The 17,746-nt window shown below is 72.9% G+C and carries 17 protein-coding genes; 6 read left to right on the top strand and 11 right to left on the bottom strand.

The window, feature by feature from the left end; all coding sequences use genetic code 11:
- Positions 1 to 19: 19 nt before the first annotated feature.
- The 4 genes from AB0J88_RS06875 to AB0J88_RS06860 form a co-directional block, all read right to left on the bottom strand.
- Positions 20 to 343, bottom strand: coding sequence for a plasmid stabilization protein (locus AB0J88_RS06875; protein WP_364356192.1), 324 nt, complete (start codon positions 341 to 343; stop codon positions 20 to 22).
- A gap of 16 nt (positions 344 to 359) precedes the next feature.
- On the bottom strand, positions 360 to 1,151 hold the full coding sequence (locus AB0J88_RS06870; protein WP_364356702.1) for a glucose 1-dehydrogenase: 792 nt from the start codon (positions 1,149 to 1,151) through the stop codon (positions 360 to 362).
- 283 nt (positions 1,152 to 1,434) lie between these two features.
- Positions 1,435 to 1,659: a DUF2188 domain-containing protein gene (locus AB0J88_RS06865; protein ID WP_364356195.1), complete on the bottom strand. Its 225-nt coding sequence runs from the start codon at positions 1,657 to 1,659 to the stop codon at positions 1,435 to 1,437.
- Positions 1,660 to 1,720: 61 nt separating this feature from the next.
- Positions 1,721 to 2,482 carry a GNAT family N-acetyltransferase gene (locus tag AB0J88_RS06860; protein ID WP_364356198.1) on the bottom strand — a complete coding sequence of 254 codons (762 nt, stop codon included), beginning with the start codon at positions 2,480 to 2,482 and terminating at the stop codon, positions 1,721 to 1,723.
- 136 nt (positions 2,483 to 2,618) lie between these two features.
- Here AB0J88_RS06860 and AB0J88_RS06855 point away from each other — a divergent pair, with 136 nt between their 5' ends.
- Complete coding sequence (locus tag AB0J88_RS06855; protein ID WP_364356201.1) at positions 2,619 to 3,863, top strand: EAL domain-containing protein; 1,245 nt, start codon at positions 2,619 to 2,621, stop codon at positions 3,861 to 3,863.
- A gap of 39 nt (positions 3,864 to 3,902) precedes the next feature.
- On the opposite strand, the gene AB0J88_RS06850 is transcribed toward AB0J88_RS06855, so the two are convergent.
- On the bottom strand, positions 3,903 to 4,724 hold the full coding sequence (locus AB0J88_RS06850) for a carbon-nitrogen hydrolase family protein (RefSeq protein ID WP_364356204.1): 822 nt from the start codon (positions 4,722 to 4,724) through the stop codon (positions 3,903 to 3,905).
- 114 nt (positions 4,725 to 4,838) lie between these two features.
- Between AB0J88_RS06850 and AB0J88_RS06845 the strand changes: the two genes are divergently transcribed.
- Positions 4,839 to 6,785 (top strand): N-acetylmuramoyl-L-alanine amidase, encoded by a 1,947-nt coding sequence (locus AB0J88_RS06845; protein WP_364356207.1) that lies wholly within the window; start codon positions 4,839 to 4,841, stop codon positions 6,783 to 6,785.
- A gap of 56 nt (positions 6,786 to 6,841) precedes the next feature.
- On the opposite strand, the gene AB0J88_RS06840 is transcribed toward AB0J88_RS06845, so the two are convergent.
- A complete protein-coding gene (locus AB0J88_RS06840; protein ID WP_364356210.1) occupies positions 6,842 to 7,747 on the bottom strand; it encodes a phosphotransferase in 906 nt (301 codons plus the stop codon).
- Positions 7,748 to 7,829: 82 nt separating this feature from the next.
- Here AB0J88_RS06840 and AB0J88_RS06835 point away from each other — a divergent pair, with 82 nt between their 5' ends.
- The 3 genes from AB0J88_RS06835 (at position 7,830) to AB0J88_RS06825 (ending at position 11,356) form a co-directional block, all read left to right on the top strand.
- Positions 7,830 to 9,311, top strand: a complete 1,482-nt coding sequence (locus tag AB0J88_RS06835) for an APC family permease (RefSeq protein WP_364356213.1) — start codon at positions 7,830 to 7,832, stop codon at positions 9,309 to 9,311.
- 104 nt (positions 9,312 to 9,415) lie between these two features.
- Complete coding sequence (locus tag AB0J88_RS06830) at positions 9,416 to 10,546, top strand: peptide chain release factor 1 (protein WP_364356216.1); 1,131 nt, start codon at positions 9,416 to 9,418, stop codon at positions 10,544 to 10,546.
- A gap of 105 nt (positions 10,547 to 10,651) precedes the next feature.
- Positions 10,652 to 11,356, top strand: coding sequence for an SPW repeat protein (locus AB0J88_RS06825; RefSeq protein ID WP_364356219.1), 705 nt, complete (start codon positions 10,652 to 10,654; stop codon positions 11,354 to 11,356).
- A 51-nt stretch (positions 11,357 to 11,407) separates the two neighbouring features.
- On the opposite strand, the gene AB0J88_RS06820 is transcribed toward AB0J88_RS06825, so the two are convergent.
- From AB0J88_RS06820 to AB0J88_RS06805, 4 genes are all read right to left on the bottom strand, one after another.
- A complete protein-coding gene (locus tag AB0J88_RS06820) occupies positions 11,408 to 11,992 on the bottom strand; it encodes a hypothetical protein (RefSeq protein WP_364356222.1) in 585 nt (194 codons plus the stop codon).
- Positions 11,993 to 12,053: 61 nt separating this feature from the next.
- The gene (locus tag AB0J88_RS06815) at positions 12,054 to 12,707 is read right to left on the bottom strand and encodes a class I SAM-dependent methyltransferase (protein WP_364356225.1); all 654 of its coding nucleotides are present in this window, start codon (positions 12,705 to 12,707) and stop codon (positions 12,054 to 12,056) included.
- Between the two features lie 10 nt (positions 12,708 to 12,717).
- Entirely contained in the window at positions 12,718 to 13,059 is a 342-nt protein-coding gene (locus AB0J88_RS06810; protein WP_364356228.1) for a DUF1801 domain-containing protein, read from the bottom strand.
- 2 nt (positions 13,060 to 13,061) lie between these two features.
- Entirely contained in the window at positions 13,062 to 14,171 is a 1,110-nt protein-coding gene (locus AB0J88_RS06805; protein WP_364356231.1) for a serine hydrolase domain-containing protein, read from the bottom strand.
- A 66-nt stretch (positions 14,172 to 14,237) separates the two neighbouring features.
- On the opposite strand from AB0J88_RS06805, the gene AB0J88_RS06800 reads away from it, so the two are divergent.
- Positions 14,238 to 17,078 (top strand): BTAD domain-containing putative transcriptional regulator, encoded by a 2,841-nt coding sequence (locus AB0J88_RS06800; protein WP_364356234.1) that lies wholly within the window; start codon positions 14,238 to 14,240, stop codon positions 17,076 to 17,078.
- Here the strand turns inward: AB0J88_RS06800 and AB0J88_RS06795 are convergent.
- Positions 17,053 to 17,730 carry a DUF6390 family protein gene (locus tag AB0J88_RS06795; protein ID WP_364356237.1) on the bottom strand — a complete coding sequence of 226 codons (678 nt, stop codon included), beginning with the start codon at positions 17,728 to 17,730 and terminating at the stop codon, positions 17,053 to 17,055. The two genes, AB0J88_RS06800 and AB0J88_RS06795, sit on opposite strands and share 26 nt — an antisense overlap.
- Between the last annotated feature and the right edge of the window lie 16 nt (positions 17,731 to 17,746).

Genomic DNA, 17,746 nt, shown 5'->3' with positions numbered 1-17,746 from the left:
GGCGCAAAGGTGGCGTGGCTCAGCGGGACAGGGCGCGCTCCAGCTCGGCCTTGGTCATCGACGAGCGGCCCTGGATGTTGCGCTTCCTGGCCTCGTTGTAGAGCTGCTCCTTCGTGCGGCCCTGTGCTCCGCTGTGTGACCGCTTGCCGCCGCGGTGGGCCGACGAGACGTCCTTGACCGAGCTGCGGCTGGCCGTGCGGGACTCTCCGGCGCGGGCGCGTTCCTTGTTGACCGTACGGGCGGCGATCTCCTCGGCCCGGCCGGACGACCCGCCGCGCTTCTGCACGCTCTCCTTGATGTGCTCGTACTGCCGTTCCCGTTTCGGGCTCGAACCCGCTGGCATGATGCGCTCCTGACCGTTAGAGGATGGGTTTGCCGCCGGTGACCGGCACGACGGCTCCGGAGATGTAGCTGGCCTCGTCGGAGGCGAGCAGCACGTAGACCGGCGCGAGCTCGCGGGGCTGACCCGCCCGGCCCAGCGGCGTGTTCTTCCCGAACTCGGCCACCTGCTCCGGCGGCATCGTCGACGGGATCAGCGGCGTCCAGATCGGGCCGGGTGCGACGGCGTTCACGCGGATGCCCCGCTCCCCCAGCATCTGCGCCAGACCCGCGGTGAAGTTCGCGATCGCACCCTTCGTCGTCGCGTACGGCAGCAGCGTGGGTTTGGGGCTGTCGTAGTTGATCGAACTGGTGTTGATGATCGACCCGCCGGCGCCCATGTGCGGCAGCGCGGCCTGGACGAGCCGGAACATCGCGGTGATGTTGACGTCGAAGGTGTGCAGCCACTCCTCGTCGGAGACCTCTTCGACGGTCTCGTGAGTCATCTGGTACGCGGCGTTGTTGACCAGCACGTCGATCCCACCGAGCTCGGCGACGGCGCGGTCGACGACCTCGCGGCAGTGTTCCCGGTCGGCGAGGTTGCCGGGGACGAGGACCGCCTTGCGTCCCGCCTCCTCGACCAGCTTCGCGGTCCCCCGGGCGTCGTCGTCCTCGTCCAGATAGGCGATCAGGACGTCGGCACCCTCCCGGGCGAACGCGATCGCGGCCGCCCGGCCGATGCCACTGTCGCCGCCGGTGATGACCGCCCTCTTGCCCTCCAGGCGACCGCTGCCCCGGTAGCTGTCCTCACCGTGGTCGGGCTTGCTGCGCATCTCGGTGAGCAGACCCGGCGGCTGCTGCTGTGGCTCGTGCTCTTGGTCGGTCACGGTTCCTGGTCCCCTTCCGCACGGAAGCTCCTGCTCACGACTTGCCCGACCTGGCGGTAACCAAACGCCCGGTCTGGGCTGAGCGGCGACCTGCGCGACCTGACCATCCGGGGCGAGGAGACGCCGTCGAAGATCGTGTCCCACGAGCTGCCGGTGGACGAGGCGGTGCGGTCCTACACGGTCCTGACACCACGAGGCGCCGGTCCCCCGACCGGCGCCTCGTTCCGCGTCAGCCCGCGGGTGGGAACGGGTCGTCCTGGTACGTGTACTCGGTCTCGATCTTGCCGTCCGTCGTGTGGACGACGAGCTGGCTCGGCTGCCGGCTCTTGGCCGCCTTGCGCCCGGCGTCGACCGCCTGTTCCTTGTTGGCGTGCGTGCTGTCCACAGCCGACCCGTGCTCGACCTTCCAGCCACCGCCGTCAGGCACGACATGGAACTGCGTACGTGTCGCCACAGCGTCCTCCGTTCGTCTCGGGTGTGCAGACGGAACTACCCACCGCGGCCGAAAACGAACATCAGGCCGCGGCGAAGGTGGTCCAGGTTTCGACCGCTCGGAAGCCCGCCCGCGAGAACAGCGGCACCGTGTCGTCGGCCGAGTGCAGGAACGCCGTGCGCGCGCCGGCCGCCCGTCCGTCGCGGAGCATCGCGTTGGTCAAGGCCAGGGCGTGACCCCGCCGCCGGTGCTCGGGATCGGTCGCGATGTTGGCCAGGTAGAGGAAGTCGCCGGTGCGCACCGCCAACCCAACCGTTCGCGGCGTGCCGTTCGACTCCAGGACGTACGCGTCGAACTCCGGACGGTCCAGGGTCGCGGCGTTGTAGAGGCCCGAGACGATCTGCGGTGGCGCACCGAACGCCGCACCCAGCACGTTGGCGAACGTCTCGTACTCCGCACCCGACAGCACCCGCGCGGTCCCCGGCCCCGGATCCGTGGTCAAGGGCAGCACCATCATGCGGGACTCGGTCCGCCCGGTCAGCCCGTGGCCGGCGGCGACGGCGGTGACCTCGGCGGTCGCCGAGCCGCGCAGCCGGATGGTCCAGGGCAACCGCTGGGCGGTGTACGAGGCCGTCCGGTCCGCGAGGGCGGCGATCTCGGCGGCATCGGGTTCGCGACCGAGGCTGAGAACGGCGTTCAGCAGCGGAATCGGCGTTCCGGTGAACAGCAGGGCGGTTCCGTGCGGGGCGGTCTCGAAACGGCCGTTCGGGGCCGCGTCGGCGAGCAGGTCGGCGCCTTCGCGAAAGGCGTTCGCGGCCGCGTCGAGCGTCTGGTCAGCAATCATGACCACAGGATGCGAGCCGTGCCGCGGAGGTTCGGTCGTTTCGCGGTTTGTAAGCCGGCTCACGTCACAGCCACCTCGATTCCCCATTCCGATCCAGCCGGTTTGCCCGGTTACGGATTGGAAATACGACCTGATCATGGGCTTGACGGGGGTGCGCGTGGGCTATGACCTGCGGTTTGCCGCCGACGCCGGGATCGACATGATCCTCGCGCGGCGGCTGGTCGAACCGGTCTTCCAGCCGGTGGTCGCGCTGGCGGACGAGCTGCCCGTCGGGTTCGAGGCACTCGCCCGAGGCCCGGCCGGCCCGTTCCACGCGGCGCCGGCGCTGTTCGCGGCCGCCGCCCGGGCCGGCCTCTCCGCGGAGCTGGACTGGCTGTGCGCCGCGCAGGCCGGGCGCGCCTACCGGGAAGGCAACCTGCCGGACCTGGCCCTGTTCGTCAACCTGAATCCCGACACCCTCGCCACGGACCCGCCCGAAGAGCTCGTCGCGGGCTACCACAGCCTCACCGACGAGCACGATGTCGTCCTCGAGATCACCGAGCAGTCCGTGATGCGTGAGCCTGCCGCGCTCATGGAGGCGGTCCTGGACGCCCGGCGCCGGAGAGCGCGGATCGCGCTCGACGACATCGGGGTCGAGCCCGGGAGCCTGGCCGCGATGCCACTGATCAATCCGGACATCATCAAGCTCGACCGGTCGATCATCCAGTCGCGTTCGAGCTCGTGGGCCGTCTCCCAGGTCGTCACCGCGGTGTTGGACGAGGCGCACCGCCGCGACGCGCAGATCCTCGCCGAAGGGATCGAACGCCCCGAGCACGTCGCGGTCGCGCGCTCGATGGGCGCCACCCTGGGCCAGGGCTACCTGTTCGGGCGTCCCGGGCCGCTGCCCGACCACGTCCACCGCTCGGACCTGGCGCTTGCCCGGGTCACGCCGCGTACGGTCGCCCACAGCACCCCGTTCGACCTGCTCGCCCCGACCGTCGACGTGCACGCGACCACCGAGGACCTGTTCGCGTCGATGGTCAGCCACATCGAGAACCAGGCCACCCAGACGACGAGCCCGGCGATCCTCGCGGTCAACCTCGGCGACGGCGACTACGACGACGAGTCCCGCATCCGCCACACGTACCTCACCAGCAGGGGCATCGACGTCTTCGTCCTCGGCACCGGCGCCGCGCGCAACCTCGGCAACCGGATCCGCGGCATCCCCCTGACCGACGACGACCCGCTGATCTCGGAGCGCGCCGTCCTGTTCGTCGGCAGCCGCTACGGCAGCGCGGCCTTCGCCCGCCGGTCCGGCGACACGCTGTATGCCGGCACCTGCTACAACCCCGAACGCGTCGTCGAAGCCATGCTCACCCTGGTCAACCGGCTCCCAGCCTGAGCAGGACCGAACGGCGGACGGTGCCGCGACGGCCGGTGCCTAGACGACCAAAGTGCGCCGTTCGCGTTCCGGCGTGCCGATGCCGTCCTCGTTGAGGACCGGGTGGTCGGCGCGCGCCAGGGCCAGCACCTCCGGGTCGAGGCGACCGATCGCCAGCGCCGGCTCGGTGGCGCCGGCGTCCGTGAGCAGGGTGCCGTCCGGGTTCCAGATCGCGCTGCCACCACAGCCGACCAGCGGCCCGCTGCGGCCGCTGTGGTTGGCCAGCACGGTGTAGACGGTGTTGTCCTGTGCCCGCGCCGGCAGTTGGGTGGCTCGCCGGTGCGCGCTGCGGCCCGGGCTGAACAGCGCGCCGACGACGTACGCGTGGCAGCCGTCGAGGGCGGCGGCGCGGGCATGCTCGGGGAATCCCGTGTCGGCGCAGATGCCGAGGCCGAGCCGCCAGCCGTCGACCTCCACAGTGCAGCCGTGCGCGCCGGCCGTGGCGCCCGCGACTCGTTCCGTGGCGGTCGGGCGCTGCTTGTCATAGCGGCCCACGAGACCGCCGGACCGGTCGAACACCAGGGCCGAGATGTGCGCGCGGCCCGCGTCGACAACCGGCGCGCCGACCACGACCGCCGTGCCGGTCTCGGCGCACGCCTTGGCCAGGGGATCGAGGCGGTCGTCGTCGGGCTCCAGCGCGTGCGAGCGCAGCGCCGCCAGTTCGTACCCGGTCAGGAAGAGCTCCGGAAGCACGAGCACGGCTGCGCCGGCGGCCTGCCGGACGAGCGCGGCGGCGGTGGCCACGTTGGCGGTCACGTCGAGGGAGACACAGGTGGCCTGGCCGGCGGCGACGGTCAGCGGTTCCGGGGGCAGTGGGTGCACGTACGCAGCCTAGCGATGAAACTTACTTACGAAACGCGCGTACGACGTGGCGCCTATTGACGCGGTCTTCATCGATGGAGGAAGGTGACCCGAGGCAATCCCGGGAGGCGCAGGATGCGACGAACCCTCAGCTATCTGACCGCGGCGACCCTCACGGCCGCGGGACTCACCCTAATCGGTCCGCCGCCGGCCAGCGCCGCACCGGTCGACCGCCAGCAGGTGTACGCGGCCGCGGCGGCCGAGTTCGGCGTGCCCGAGAGCGTCCTGCTCGGCGTGTCCTATCTGGAGTCCCTCTGGAACGACAACGCCGGCCGGCCGAGCACCAGCGGCGGCTTCGGCCCGATGCACCTCACGGACGCGGCGGCAGTCAAGGCGCTGCCGCACTCCCACGACGGCGCGTCCGACGACCCGCGCGGCGACGAGAGCCGGCCGCTCCCACCCGCCACCGCGCAGGCCGCCGACCCGGCACCGGCGGCCGAAGCGTTGCAGACCCTCGACCAGGCGGCCGCGCTGACCGGCGCCGCGAAGGACACGCTGCGCACCGACCCGGCCGCCAACATCCGCGGCGGGGCCGCCCTGCTCGCCGACTACCAGCGGGCGCTCGGCGCGCCGGCCGGTGCGGGCAGCGACCCGGCCGCCTGGTACGGCGCCGTGGCCCGCTACTCCGGCGCCGAGACCACGGAGGCGGCGACGGCATTCGCCGACGAGGTCTACGCGACCATCCGCGACGGTGCCGCGCGCACCACCGACGACGGCCAGGCGGTGAAGCTCGAGGGGCGGTCGGTGGCGCCCCAGCGAGCCCAGGCCGACCGGCTCGGCCTGCGCGAGACGGCACGGCCCGACGGGCTGGAGTGCCCGGTGACCGTGGCCTGCGAGTGGATCCCGGCACCGTACGAGCAGTACGGGTCGACACCCGGCGCCTACGGCAACCACGACCTGTCCGAGCGGCCGAAGCGGCAGAAGATCGAGTACATCGTCATCCACGACACCGAGGGCTCCTACGCCACGACGCTCAACCTGGTGCAGGACCCGACGTACGTGAGCTGGCACTACACGCTGCGCTCGGTCGACGGCCAGATCGCCCAGCACGTCAAGACCAAGGACGTCGCCTGGCACGCCGGCAACTGGGACGTCAACGCGCGTTCGGTCGGCCTCGAGCACGAGGGCTTCGCCGCCGACGGAAGCTGGTACACCGAGGCGCTCTACCGCTCCTCGGCCAAGCTGGTCCGCTACCTGGCCAAGCGCTTCGACGTGCCGCTCAACCGCCAGCACATCCTCGGCCACGACACCGTGCCAGGCACGACCGCCGCGACGGTCCGCGGCATGCACTGGGACCCGGGTCCGTACTGGGACTGGTCGCACTACTTCGACCTGCTCGGCGCGCCGTTGTGGTCCACCGGCACCTCGCTGACCGGGCTGGTGCAGATCGACCCGGACTACGCCGCCAACCAGCCCGCGTTCACCGGCTGCGTCACGGCCGGCGTGCCGTGCACCCCGCACGGCTCGTCCGCGGTGGTCCTGCGCACCGAGCCGTCGGTCGACGCGCCGCTGCTCACCGACCTCGGGCTGCACCCGGACGGCTCACCGTCCACGATGCACATCTCCGACCACGGTGCGCGCGCCTCGGCGGGCCAGACGTTCGCGCTGGCCGACCGGCAGGGTGACTGGACGGCGGTCTGGTACCTCGGCCAGAAGGGCTGGTTCCTCAACCCGCGCTCGGCGCCGACCGCCAACTGGCAGCTCGGCCTCGTCGCGGTGCCGAAGAAGGGCAAGGCCACGATCCCGGTGTACGGGCGGGCCTACCCGGAGGCGGAGGCGTACCCGGCCGGCGTGCCGGTCCAGGCGATCTCGCCGCTGCAGTACACGTTCTCGGCCGGACAGCGCTACGCGGTCGGCGCGGTGCTGCCGGGCCAGTACTACCGGGCGACGACGTTCGCGGGCACCTCACCGGGCGACTGGACGGTGATCCAGGGCGACAAGACGTACGTCGAGATCCAGTTCGGCCAGCGGGTGGCGTTCGTCGACAAGGCCGACGTCGACCTGCGGCTCTCGATCGGCTGATCTCTCCAGTGCCAGTCGCGGCCGCTCGGGACATCGGGGTCCCGGGCGGCCGCGGCTCAGTTCACGAGGGCGTCGACGGCGGCCGGGGTCAGCGGCCGCGCGAGCATGGTCGCCAGACGCGCCTCCGCCCGCGACCGGTTGTCCGCCGACTCGGCGGGGTCGAGCGCGCGCCGGCCGTAGAACTGGAGCAGGTGCGCCTGCACGACGATCGCCATCGAGAAGTCCGCGGGCTCCAGTGCGGCGCCGCCATAGGCCTTCGCCGCCTCCGCCGCACCGTCTCCCAGGTCCCAGAGCAGCCCCGCCAGCTCCCGCTCGGGCTGCGCCGGGCCGCTGTTCTCCCAGTCGAGCACGACCGGCTTGCCGTGGACGGTGCGCCGCACGTTCTCGCCGTGGAAGTCGCGGTGGCAGGTGGTCACGCGGGCGGGGTCGGGCGGGCGGACCAGCGCGTCGAGGGCGATCAGGTCACCTAGGTGCGCGGCCAGCGCGGCCCCCCAGGGCGTGTGGTCGGCGGTCGCCGCCAGCTCGTGCCACGCCGGTGCGCCCAACGGGTCGGCGAACCACGGCACGACCGGGCCGCGGGCCGGGTGCGCGACCTGGTGCAGCCGGGCCAGCATCGCGCCGAGCTCGGCCGGCGTCGGCTCGCCCGCGGCCAGGTCGAGGTCGACCCATTCGTAGACCCGCAACACCGCGCCGGGACCACTCACCGTCACCTGGCCGTCGGTGGTGCGCACGGGCAGCGGCAACGGCACCCCGGCCTCGGCGGCGGCGAGCTGGTAGGCCACGTCGGCTGCCGCGTCGGCCTCGGCCACCGGGACCAGCGCCTCCTTGACCGCCCACGAGCCACGCGCCGTCTCGAGCCGCCAGATGTGACCGAGCTCGCCCCGCGCCGCGTACACCGGTGGACCGAGCACCTCGCCGAGGCCGTAACGGGCGGTGACCATGGCCGCGACCTCGGTGGACATCACGCCGATCATTGTCCTTGACGCCGCCCGAGAAGGCGATCAATATCCACTCGATCGCTGTCCACTCTGGAAGGCCCTTGCCATGTCCGCTCCCCCTCAGACCACCGGGACGCTGGCCGCCGGCCGGCTCGGCGTACCCGCCGTGCTCTTCTTCGTGATGTCGGCGGCCACCCCGCTGACCGTGGTCGCCGGCGTGGTGACCACCGGCTTCGCCACGACCGGCCTGACCGGCATCCCGGTCGCGTTCGTGGTCGTCGGGCTCGTGCTGGCGGTGTTCTCGGTCGGCTACGTCGCGATGGCGCGGAACCTGGCCAACGCGGGCGCCTTCTACACGTTCGTGGCCCGCGGCGTCGGCCGCCCGGCCGGCGTCGGCGCCTCGTGGGTGGCCCTGGTCGCCTACAACGCGCTCCAGGTCGGCCTCTACGGCGCGATCGGGTCGGCCGCCGGCCCGCTGCTCGACGAGTGGTTCGGCATCAACCCCGACTGGTGGGTCGTCGCGCTGGTCTGCTGGGCGGTGGTCGCGGTGCTCGGCGTGCTGCGCATCGACGTCAACGGCATCGTGCTCGCCGTGCTGCTGTGCGCCGAGGTGCTGATCATCCTGGTGTACTCGTTCGCCGACCTGGGCAGCCCGGCCGGCGGCGCGATCAGCACCGCGACGCTCGACCCGGGCAACCTGTTCGGTGACGGGGTCGGCGCGATCCTGGTGCTGGCGCTGCTGGGCTTCGTCGGCTTCGAGGCGTCGGTGGTGTTCTCCGAGGAGGCCAAGGACCCGAAGCGGACGGTACGCACGGCCACGTACGTCGCGGTCGCGGCCACCGCCGTGCTCTACACGTTCGCGTCGTGGGCGATGACCGTCGCGACCGGGCCGGACACCATCGTCGAGCGGTCGCAGCAGGAAAGTGTCGGGCTCATCTTCGGCCTGGCCGGCGCCAACCTCGGCGACGCGTGGGTGACGATCGGCGAGGTGCTGTTCGCCACCTCGGTCGCCGCGGCGATGATCTCGTTCCACAATACGATCGCGCGCTACATGTTCGCCCTGGGCCGCGAGCGGGTGCTGCCGGCCGCGCTCGGCCGCACCAGCGCCGCCACCCAGGCGCCGCGCAACGCGTCGATCGTGCAGTCGGTGATCGGCCTGGTCGTCATCGTCGTGTACGCGATCGGCGGCTGGGAGCCGACCGTGCACCTGTTCTTCTGGGCCGGCACCTCGGGCGGCCTCGGCGTGCTGTTCCTGATCACCCTGACCGCGCTCGCGGTGCTGCTGTTCTTCCGCCGCGACGCCCACGGCGAGTCGACCTGGTCCCGCCTGATCGCACCGGCCGTGGCCCTGGTGGCCCTGGCCGTCGTGGTGGTCCTAGCGGTGGCCAACTTCGACGCGCTGCTCGGCGTGGCCCCGGACAGCGCCCTGGCCTGGGCGATCCCGCTGGCGTTCGTGGTGATCGGCCTGGCCGGCGCCGCCTACGGCCTGCGCCTTCGCACGAGCCAGCCCGACGTGTACGCGGCGATCGGCTCTGGCGGCACCAAGCCGACCACTGTGGACGCCGAACCGGCCCCCGCCGCCGACTGACCGGCGGGCGAAGGGCCTCTTGTTCACACCGCTCCCAGGCGTTGACAAGGGGCCCTTCCTTCGTCCGGCGGTGAGAACCGGGGCATCGGGGGTAGATGCCGGGCATGGATCTCTCCTACCTGCGGCCGATCTACGCACAACCGGGGCCCTGGGCGTCGGTCTATCTCGATGCCTCGCGCAGCGACGAGAACGCCGAGCACGAGGTCGCGCTGCGTTGGCAAGCGCTCGCCGACAAGCTCGCGGCACAGGGTGCCGACCAGCCGACGATCGACGTCATCGGTGACACGCTGACCAGCTACCCCACCCAGCAGGGCCGGTACGGGCTGGCCGCGTTCGCCCGGGCCGGGCGGGTCGCGCTGGTCGAGCCGATGAACGCGCCGCCGGCGGTCGAGGAGGCCACGTACACGGAGCTTCCGCACGCGATGCCCCTGGTCGCCTTCCGTGGGGAGGACATCCCGTATGTCCGGGTCGTCGCGGACCGCTCGGGCGCCGACCTCGAGGGCATGGCGGTGGCCACCACGCCCCGGCTGCGCGAGGTCGATCGCGAGGTGCGCGGCCGCGAGCAGTATCCGCTGCACAAGGCCCACTCCGGCGGCGAGGCGCGGGTCGGCGACCGCGACACCGTCGACGAGATCTGGAAGCGCAACGCCGGTGACGTCGCCGCGGCGACGGCGGAGCTCGCCGAAGCCGTCGGCGCCGAGGTCGTGGTGGTCGGCGGCGACGTGCGTACCGTGCCGATGTTCGTCGAGAAACTGCCCAAGCGCTGGCAGGAGCGGGTCGTCCGCACCGACGCCGGGTCGCGGGCACCGGGTGCCGACGAGGCGGCCCTGGACGACGTGACCATCCAGGCGATCGCCGACGTGGCCGACCGGCACACCCAGGAGGCGATCGACCGCTTCGGCACCCAGAACGGCGAGCACGTGGCCGCGAGCGGGCTGGCCGACGTGGTCTCGGCGCTCCAGCGCCGGCAGGTCGAGACCGTGCTGCTGGTCAACGACATGTCCTCCACCGACACGCTGTTCATCGGGCTCGACGACCCGTCGCTGGTCGCGGTCGACGCGGACACCCTGCGGGCCGTGGGGGTCGAGGACCCGCTCCGGGTACGCGCGGACCAGGCGCTGCTGCGGGCGATCACGGGCACGGACGCCGCGTTGGTCCTGGTGGGGCCCGATGAAGTGCCCTTGGAGCACGGCATCGGGGCGGTCATGCGCTGGGCCGACCAGCCCAGCACGTGATACAGAGCACTAAGTCCGTTTTCTGCCGACCTAGCAGTGTTTTGCGACCGTTGCTGGGGGTAGTCGGCCGGGTGCGAGAAGTTACTACGCGCACCTGGAGGAACAATGTCCAACCCACGCAGAGCACGGCCGGACGACCCGGTTCGTGACGGGGTCACGGACCGCAACGGCACCTCCGGCAACGGCATGTCGGGTAACGGAATGACCGGCAGCAACGGGATGTCTGGCCGGCATGCCTCCGAGCCGATGGCGACCCAGGGCGGCCAGGCCCGGATGGAGTCCGGCGCCGGCGCCTATGACGACGGCGGCTCGACTCCACGCATGGCCGATAGCGGCTACGCGGCCGCGCCCGCCGCGGCGAACGCACCGGGCATGTCCGACCGCGTACAGGGGACAGCGATCTCGCTGCCGAACGCGCTGCTCTTGATCGCCGGCGTCTGGCTGATCATCTCGCGCTTCGTCTTCGACTACCCGCTGGCCGGATCGACCGCGGGCGGGGTGCTCAACGGTGTCGTCATCGGCATCGCGGTGGCGGTCATGGCCCTGGTCCGGATGTCCGCGTACCGCTCGAACCCGCTGATCAACGTGGTCACGGTGGTGGCCGGCGGCTGGATGATGGCGTCGCCGTGGGCTTTCGGGTACCCGCACTTCGGGACCGGAGGGCGGCCTGGCTGGAGCGACATCATCGTCGGTGGCGCGATCATCCTGTTCGGCCTGCTCGGCGCCAGCGGCCAGCTCATGCGCCGCAGGACGACACGTAACCGGATGTCCATGCTGAACCGCGGCAGAGGCCGACTGGCAACCCGCTGAGCCGAAGAAAGGGGCCTTTGTTGACACAAGGGCCCCTTTCTTTCCCGCGGTTCAGTGGACGCGCAGGCGGCCGATCGGGACGGCGCCGTCGGCGAGCCAGCGCTCGACACTGCGGGCGTACGCCCGGACCAGCACCGCCTCGGTCCGGTGGGTGGCGATCAGCGCCGCCGCCTCGTCCGGGTCGTGCCCACGCAGCCGCAGCACGGCGTACGTCAGCAGGATCGACCGCCGGCGCCCCTGGTGGCAGTGGATGAGGACGCGGGCCTCGGGCTCGTCGGTGAGCACCAGCGACACGTACTGCGCCGCCGCCGACCACAACCGGGGATGCTGCGGCTGCCCGAAGTCCCACATCGGCGCGTGCACGACCCGGGTCGGCCCGAACAGCGCCCGCTCGGCAGCCAGGTCCTGCGAGAGCCAGGTCTGCGTCGTCGACCGGCAGTTGATCACATGGGTGATGCCCTCTTGCCGCAGCAGCGGCAGCGTGGCGCCGGTGGGCACGCTGCCGACCGCGATGCGCTCGTCACCGATCCAGCTGAGCCAGGAGTTGCGCTTGCTCGGCCCGTAGAAGGGGGTGCTGTGCCGGTGCAACCAGCCGCGCCACCTGTCCATCATGGGCGGCGTCAGGACATCCCCCATGCCTTCCATGGTGGCAGACTCCGCGGGTCGCACGGGGAATCGTGCCCGGATGTCCGGATCGTCAGCGGCGCAGCTCCACCCGCCACCCGAAGATCGGGTCGTTCGGGCGGCGGATCTCCTCGACGCCGTCGATGGTCAGCCCGTCGACCGCGAACGCGTCGATCTCGTCGCGGGTCAGTGGCCAGGGTGGGCCGTCGAACTCCGTCTCCGGGTCGCGGCCCGCCGCGATCACGAGCAGCATCCCGCCCGGAGCGACCAGCGGGCCGACCTGCGCGATCGCCGTCCGCCGGGGTGGATCGGGCAGCGACTGCACGGTCATGCTCTCCACGACCAGGTCGAACGCACCGCGCCACTCCCGCGGCAGGTCGAAGAGGTCGGCCACGACGTAGTCGACGGACGTATCGGGGTGCCGCTCCTTCGCCGACGCGATCGCCGTCGCGGAGATGTCGAACGCGACCACGTCGAAGCCCAGCCCGGCGACGAACTCGGCGTCGCGGCCCAGCCCGGCGCCGACGACCAGGGCGCGCCGGCCGGCCCCGGACACCCCGGACCGGGCGGCCCACTCGGCGAGCAGGCTGTGCGGCGCCTCGCGGTCCCACGGCACCGAGGCCGCACCGCTGGCCGCCGCCGTGTAGAGCCGCTCGAACCAGCCCGTCGGGTCGCCCTCCGCGATGGATTCGCTGGCCAGCTCGCGTGCGTAGGCGTCCGGGTCCATGCCGATCACCCTACTGGTCGAGCGCCACGGCCTGGCGCACGTAGTCGGCCAGCCGGGCGTCATCTACATCGGACGGTCGCTTGAGCTTGACGTGCCGGGTCGTCGTGCCGGCCCCGGCGAGCAGCCCGTGCGGGTCGTCGAACTCGGCGCCCCGCGCGAACGCGAGCGTGATGTGCGTCTTGCTGCGGCTGATGATGGCGATCACCTTGTTGCCCTGCCACGCGGGTGACCCTCGACTGATCACCTCGCGGGCCGTCGGGGCGTGCCGGCCCATCAGCGCCCGCACCTCCCGCACGATGTCGGCGTGCGTGCCGGTCAGGTGGGTCGCCACGTACTCGTCGATGTCCCTCATGCTCACTCCCCCGCGCTCACGACGGCGCTGACCGCCTCGAAGGTGCTGTAGTCCCCCGCGCTGACCCGGTTCTTCGCGACGGCCAGTGCCACCCCGGTGGCGGGGTCGGCGTAGGCGGCGGTGCCGCCGCTGCCCGCCATGCCGAACAGCGTCGGGCTGTCCAGGGCGCCGTGGAACCCCAGGTCGAACCCGAGCCCACGCCGCACCGGGAAGCCGAGCACGGCGTCCGTGCCCTCGGCCGCGACGGCGGTGACCTCCCGGAGCCGCTCCGGTGACACCAGCCGGACACCGTCGACGGGTCCGAGCAGGGCGGCGTACATCCGGGCCACCGCGCGCGCCGACATGACGCCGCCCGCCGGGATGTCCGCGGAGAGCACGTCCTTCCGGTTGCAGTACGCGGCGTCCGGCAACGCACCCAGCGGCGCGGCGGTCCACCCGTCGAGCACCCGGAAGAACGGCACGCCGCTGACGAGCTCGGGCGTGATCGCCATGGCGGCGGCGTCCTCGTGCCGGGCGACCCGACCCAACCGCTCATCGGGTACGCCGAAGAAGAGCTCGCCACCGACGCCCAGCGGCTCGGCCACCCGCTCCCGGAGCACCGTGGAGATCGGCTTCCCGGTGGCCCGCCGCACGACCTCGCCGACGACGTACCCGAAGGTCTGCGGGTGATAGCCGGTTCGCGTGCCGGGCTCCCACCACGGCGTGGCTCCCGCGATCAGGTCGCACATCCGCGCCCAGTCGCACAGATCGGCCGGCGTCGTGCCGGCGGGCACGGCCGGGACACCGACGGAGTGGGTGAGCGCGTCCCGCAGCGTCGCCCGGTCCTTGCCGTTGGCGCCGAACTCCGGCCACAGCTCCACGATCGGCATGTCGTACCGCAGGACACCGTCCTCGACCAACGTGTGCACGACGGTCGAGGTGACTCCCTTTCCGGTCGAGGTCACGTGGAACAGCGTGTCGGCCGTGACCGGCCGCCCGGTGTCCGCCTCCCCCGCGACCACGTCGACGACCTGCTCGCCGTGCCGATAGACCGCGACCTGCACGCCGCGCTCGACCCCGTCGCCGACCAACCGCTCGACGATCTCCGCCACCCGCTTCTCCAGCTCACTCATGCGAACCATCCTGCGAACGGCGATTACGGAATCCTTACGGTCGCCTGACGGCCTAGGGTGGCGGGCATGCGGTTCGGGGTGCTGGGGCCGATCACGGTGTGGGCGGCGGACGGCGCCGTCGTGCCCGTGCCCGGCACCAAGGTGCGGGCCCTGCTCGCCGCGCTGCTCGCCCGCGAGGGCCAGCCCGTGCCCGCGGACCGGCTCGTCGACGAGATCTGGGGCGACGACCCGCCCGGCAACCCGGCCGCCGCGCTCGCGGTGAAGGTGTCGCAGCTGCGCCGGGCGCTCGACGACGCCGAGCCCGGCGCCCGCGCGCTGGTGGAGTCCGGCCCCGCCGGCTATCGGCTGCGCAGTCGGGCCGTAGACGCGTTCGAGTTCGACGAGCTCGCCGGGCGGGACGGCCCGCCGTACGAGCGGGCGGCCCGGCTCGACGAGGCTCTCGCGCTCTGGCGCGGGCCGGCCTATGCCGACTTCCGCGACGCCGAGTTCGCGCGCGTGGCCGTCGCCCGGCTCGACGAGCTGCGGCTCACCGCTCTCGACGACCGTGCGGAGGCCCACCTCGCTCTGGGCCGGCACGCCGAGGTGGCGACCGCGCTCGCGGACCTCGTCGCCCGTGAGCCGCTGCGGGAGCGCACCCGCGGCCTGCGGATGCTGGCCCTCTACCGGTCGGGACGGCAGGCGGAGGCCCTCGACAGCTACACCGACCTGCGTCAGCGGCTCGCCGACGAGCTCGGTCTCGACCCCGGTCCCGAGCTGACCGCCCTGCACCGGGCGATCCTCGCGCAGGATCCCGGGCTCGACGCGCCGGCCGACGACCTGCCCGTGGCGATCGGCGAGCTGTTCGGCCGGGCGGACGCCGTCGCCGAGCTGGCCAGCCTGCTCGGCCACCACAGGCTGCTCTGTCTGACCGGCTCGGGTGGGGTCGGCAAGACCCGGCTCGCGGTCGAGGCGGCCCGGAGGGCGGCACCGTCCTTTTCGGACGGGGTGCGGCTGGTCGAGCTGGCCGCCGTCCCCGGCGACGCGGTCGCCGACGCGGTGATGGCCGCACTCGGACTGCGGGACACCACCGGCGCGCCGGACCGGCTCGCCACCGCGCTGCGGGCCAGGCGGACGCTGCTCGTGCTGGACAACTGCGAGCACCTCGTGGACGCCGTCGCCGACCTGGTCGCCGGGTTGCTGCGGGCCGCTCCGGACCTGCGGGTGCTGGCCACCAGTCGGGAGCCGCTCGGGCTGGCCGGCGAGGTCGTCTGGCCGGTGCCACCGCTGGACCCGGACAGCGCCGTCGCGCTCTTCGCGAGCCGGGCCGCGGCCGCCGACCGGGCCTTCGCGCTGGGCGCGGACAACGCCGGCCAGGTCGCCCTGCTCTGCCGGCGCCTCGACGGCCTGCCGCTGGCGCTGGAGCTGGCGGCGACGCGGGCGCGCGGGCTCGGCCTGGACCGCCTCGTCGCCGGCCTCGACGACCGGTTCCGCCTGCTCGCCGCCGGGCAGCGCGGCGTCCCACCGCGCCAGCAGACCCTGCTGGCCACGATCGACTGGAGCTGGCGGCTGCTCACCGTCCCCGAGCGGATCGTGCTCCGCCGCCTCGCCGTGCACGCGGACGGGTGCACGGCCGAGGCCGCCGAGGCGGTGTGCGCCGCCCAGGACATCGCCGGCGAGGACGTCCCCGACCTGCTGGCCCGGCTGCTCGACCGGTCGCTGGTGACCAGGTCCAGAGGGCGTTACCGGCTGCTGGAGTCCGTCACCGCCTTCTGTGTCGAGCGGATGCGCGAGGCCGGCGACCTGGACGCGACCCGGCAGCGGCACCGCGCCTACTACACGGCGCTAGCCGAGCGGGCCGACCCGAGACTGCGGGGACCTGACCAGGCGCACTGGCTGCGCGTCCTGGACGCCGAGTCGGCCAACCTGCGCGCCGCCCTCGACCCTGCCCACGATCCCGCGCTGGCGAGCCGGCTGGTCGACGCGCTGGCCTGGTACTGGTTCCTGCGCGGCCGCCTCGGCGAGGCCCGCCGCGCCCTGCGAGCCGTCGCGCCGACCAGCGGCCGTACCCGCGCGTGGCTCACCGGTTTCGAGCTCCTGCTCGGCGACGTGGCCGACTGGCCGACCCGGCACGCCGAGGCGCTGGCCGGCCTCGACGACCCGATCGCGAGCTGGTTCCTGGCGTACGCCGAAATCGACCTCGGCGACGTCGGCACCACCGAGAAGCTGCTGGCGGAGGTCATGGCGACCGGCGACCGCTGGGTCGAGGCCGCCGCGCTCAGCCTGACCGCCAAGCTCGCGCACATCCGCGGTGACGTCGCGGTTCTCGCTCGCGACGGCGAGCGCAGCGCGGCCCTGTTCCGCGAGCTCGGCGACCGCTGGGGCCTCCTCCAGGCGACCGAGTGGCTCGGCGCGCACGCCGGTATGACCGGCGACCACGACACCGCCGTGCGGCTGCACACCGAGGGACTCGAGGTCGCGCGGGAGCTCGGGCTCTGGGCCGACGCGGCCGGCCGGCTCGCCTGGCTCGGCTGGATCGCGATGGAGCGCGGCGACCACCCGGCGGCCCGCGACCGGTGCGCGCAGGCACTGACGATGGCCGAGGAGCAGGGCGCACCCCTGCTGGCCGTGTTCGCCACCATGGGCCTGGCATTCGCCGAACGGCGCGCGGGCGACCTCGATGCCGCCGAGGCACACCTGCGATGGCTGCTCGACGCGGCGGCCCGCGCCGAGGCCGAGGGCGGTCGACCGCTGTACCTGCCGAGCGTGCTGACGGAGCTGGGTCACGTCGCCAGCAGCCGGGGCGACCTGGCCGACGCCGAGCAGAAGCACCGCGCGGCGCTGGCGGCGGCCGATGCCATCGGTGCGACCCGGGACGCCGCTGTCGCCCGCAGCGCCCTCGCCGCTAGCCGCGGTAGCGCGACTCCATGACCTCGATCCGCCCGGCCTGGTCGGCGGTGAGCGTGTCGCAGACCCAGTTCCAGTGCAGCGCCACCCGGTCACCGGCCGCCAGTCCCGGCAGCAGCGACCAGCCGTCGACCGACCAGCGCACCGTCTCCCGCCGCGGCTCTCCCGGCACCAGCCCACCGCCGGACGCCACCACCAGCGGCCGGGACTCGACGGTCGCCGTCTCGCCCGACACCGCCGTCACCGTGCCCGTGCGGATCCGGCACTGGTCGAGCACCGACAGCGCCTGCGGGTGACCGGTCCGGGCCAGCAGCTCGGCCCACGGGTAGACCTCGAACACCTGGAACGTGTGGTGCGGCAGCGCCCGGTCGGCCGCGTCCCGCCAGCTCCCGCCCGACTGGCCGGCGAACCGCGTCGTCAGGAACGACACCAGCGCGGCGGACGAGACGCCGGCCAGCAGGTCGCCGCCGACCCAGTAGGCCTCCACCACGCGTTCGTCGAGCGGGTCGGCGATGCCGGCCGAGGACGCGAGGAACTCCAGATAGGACCACGCGCCCTCGAACCGCCGCGCCCGCCGTTCGATGTCGGCCGTCGCGTCGCCGCGCAGCATCGCCTCGGCGCCTGCCGGACCGCAGTAGCCCAGCGCGTTCGGTGGGTACGCGTACCGCGCGAACATCAAGGCGCCCTCGGCC

This window comes from Asanoa sp. NPDC049475, from assembly GCF_040676915.1.
Lineage (GTDB): Bacteria > Actinomycetota > Actinomycetes > Mycobacteriales > Micromonosporaceae > Asanoa.
This window is presented reverse-complemented; position numbering and strand designations above follow the sequence as displayed.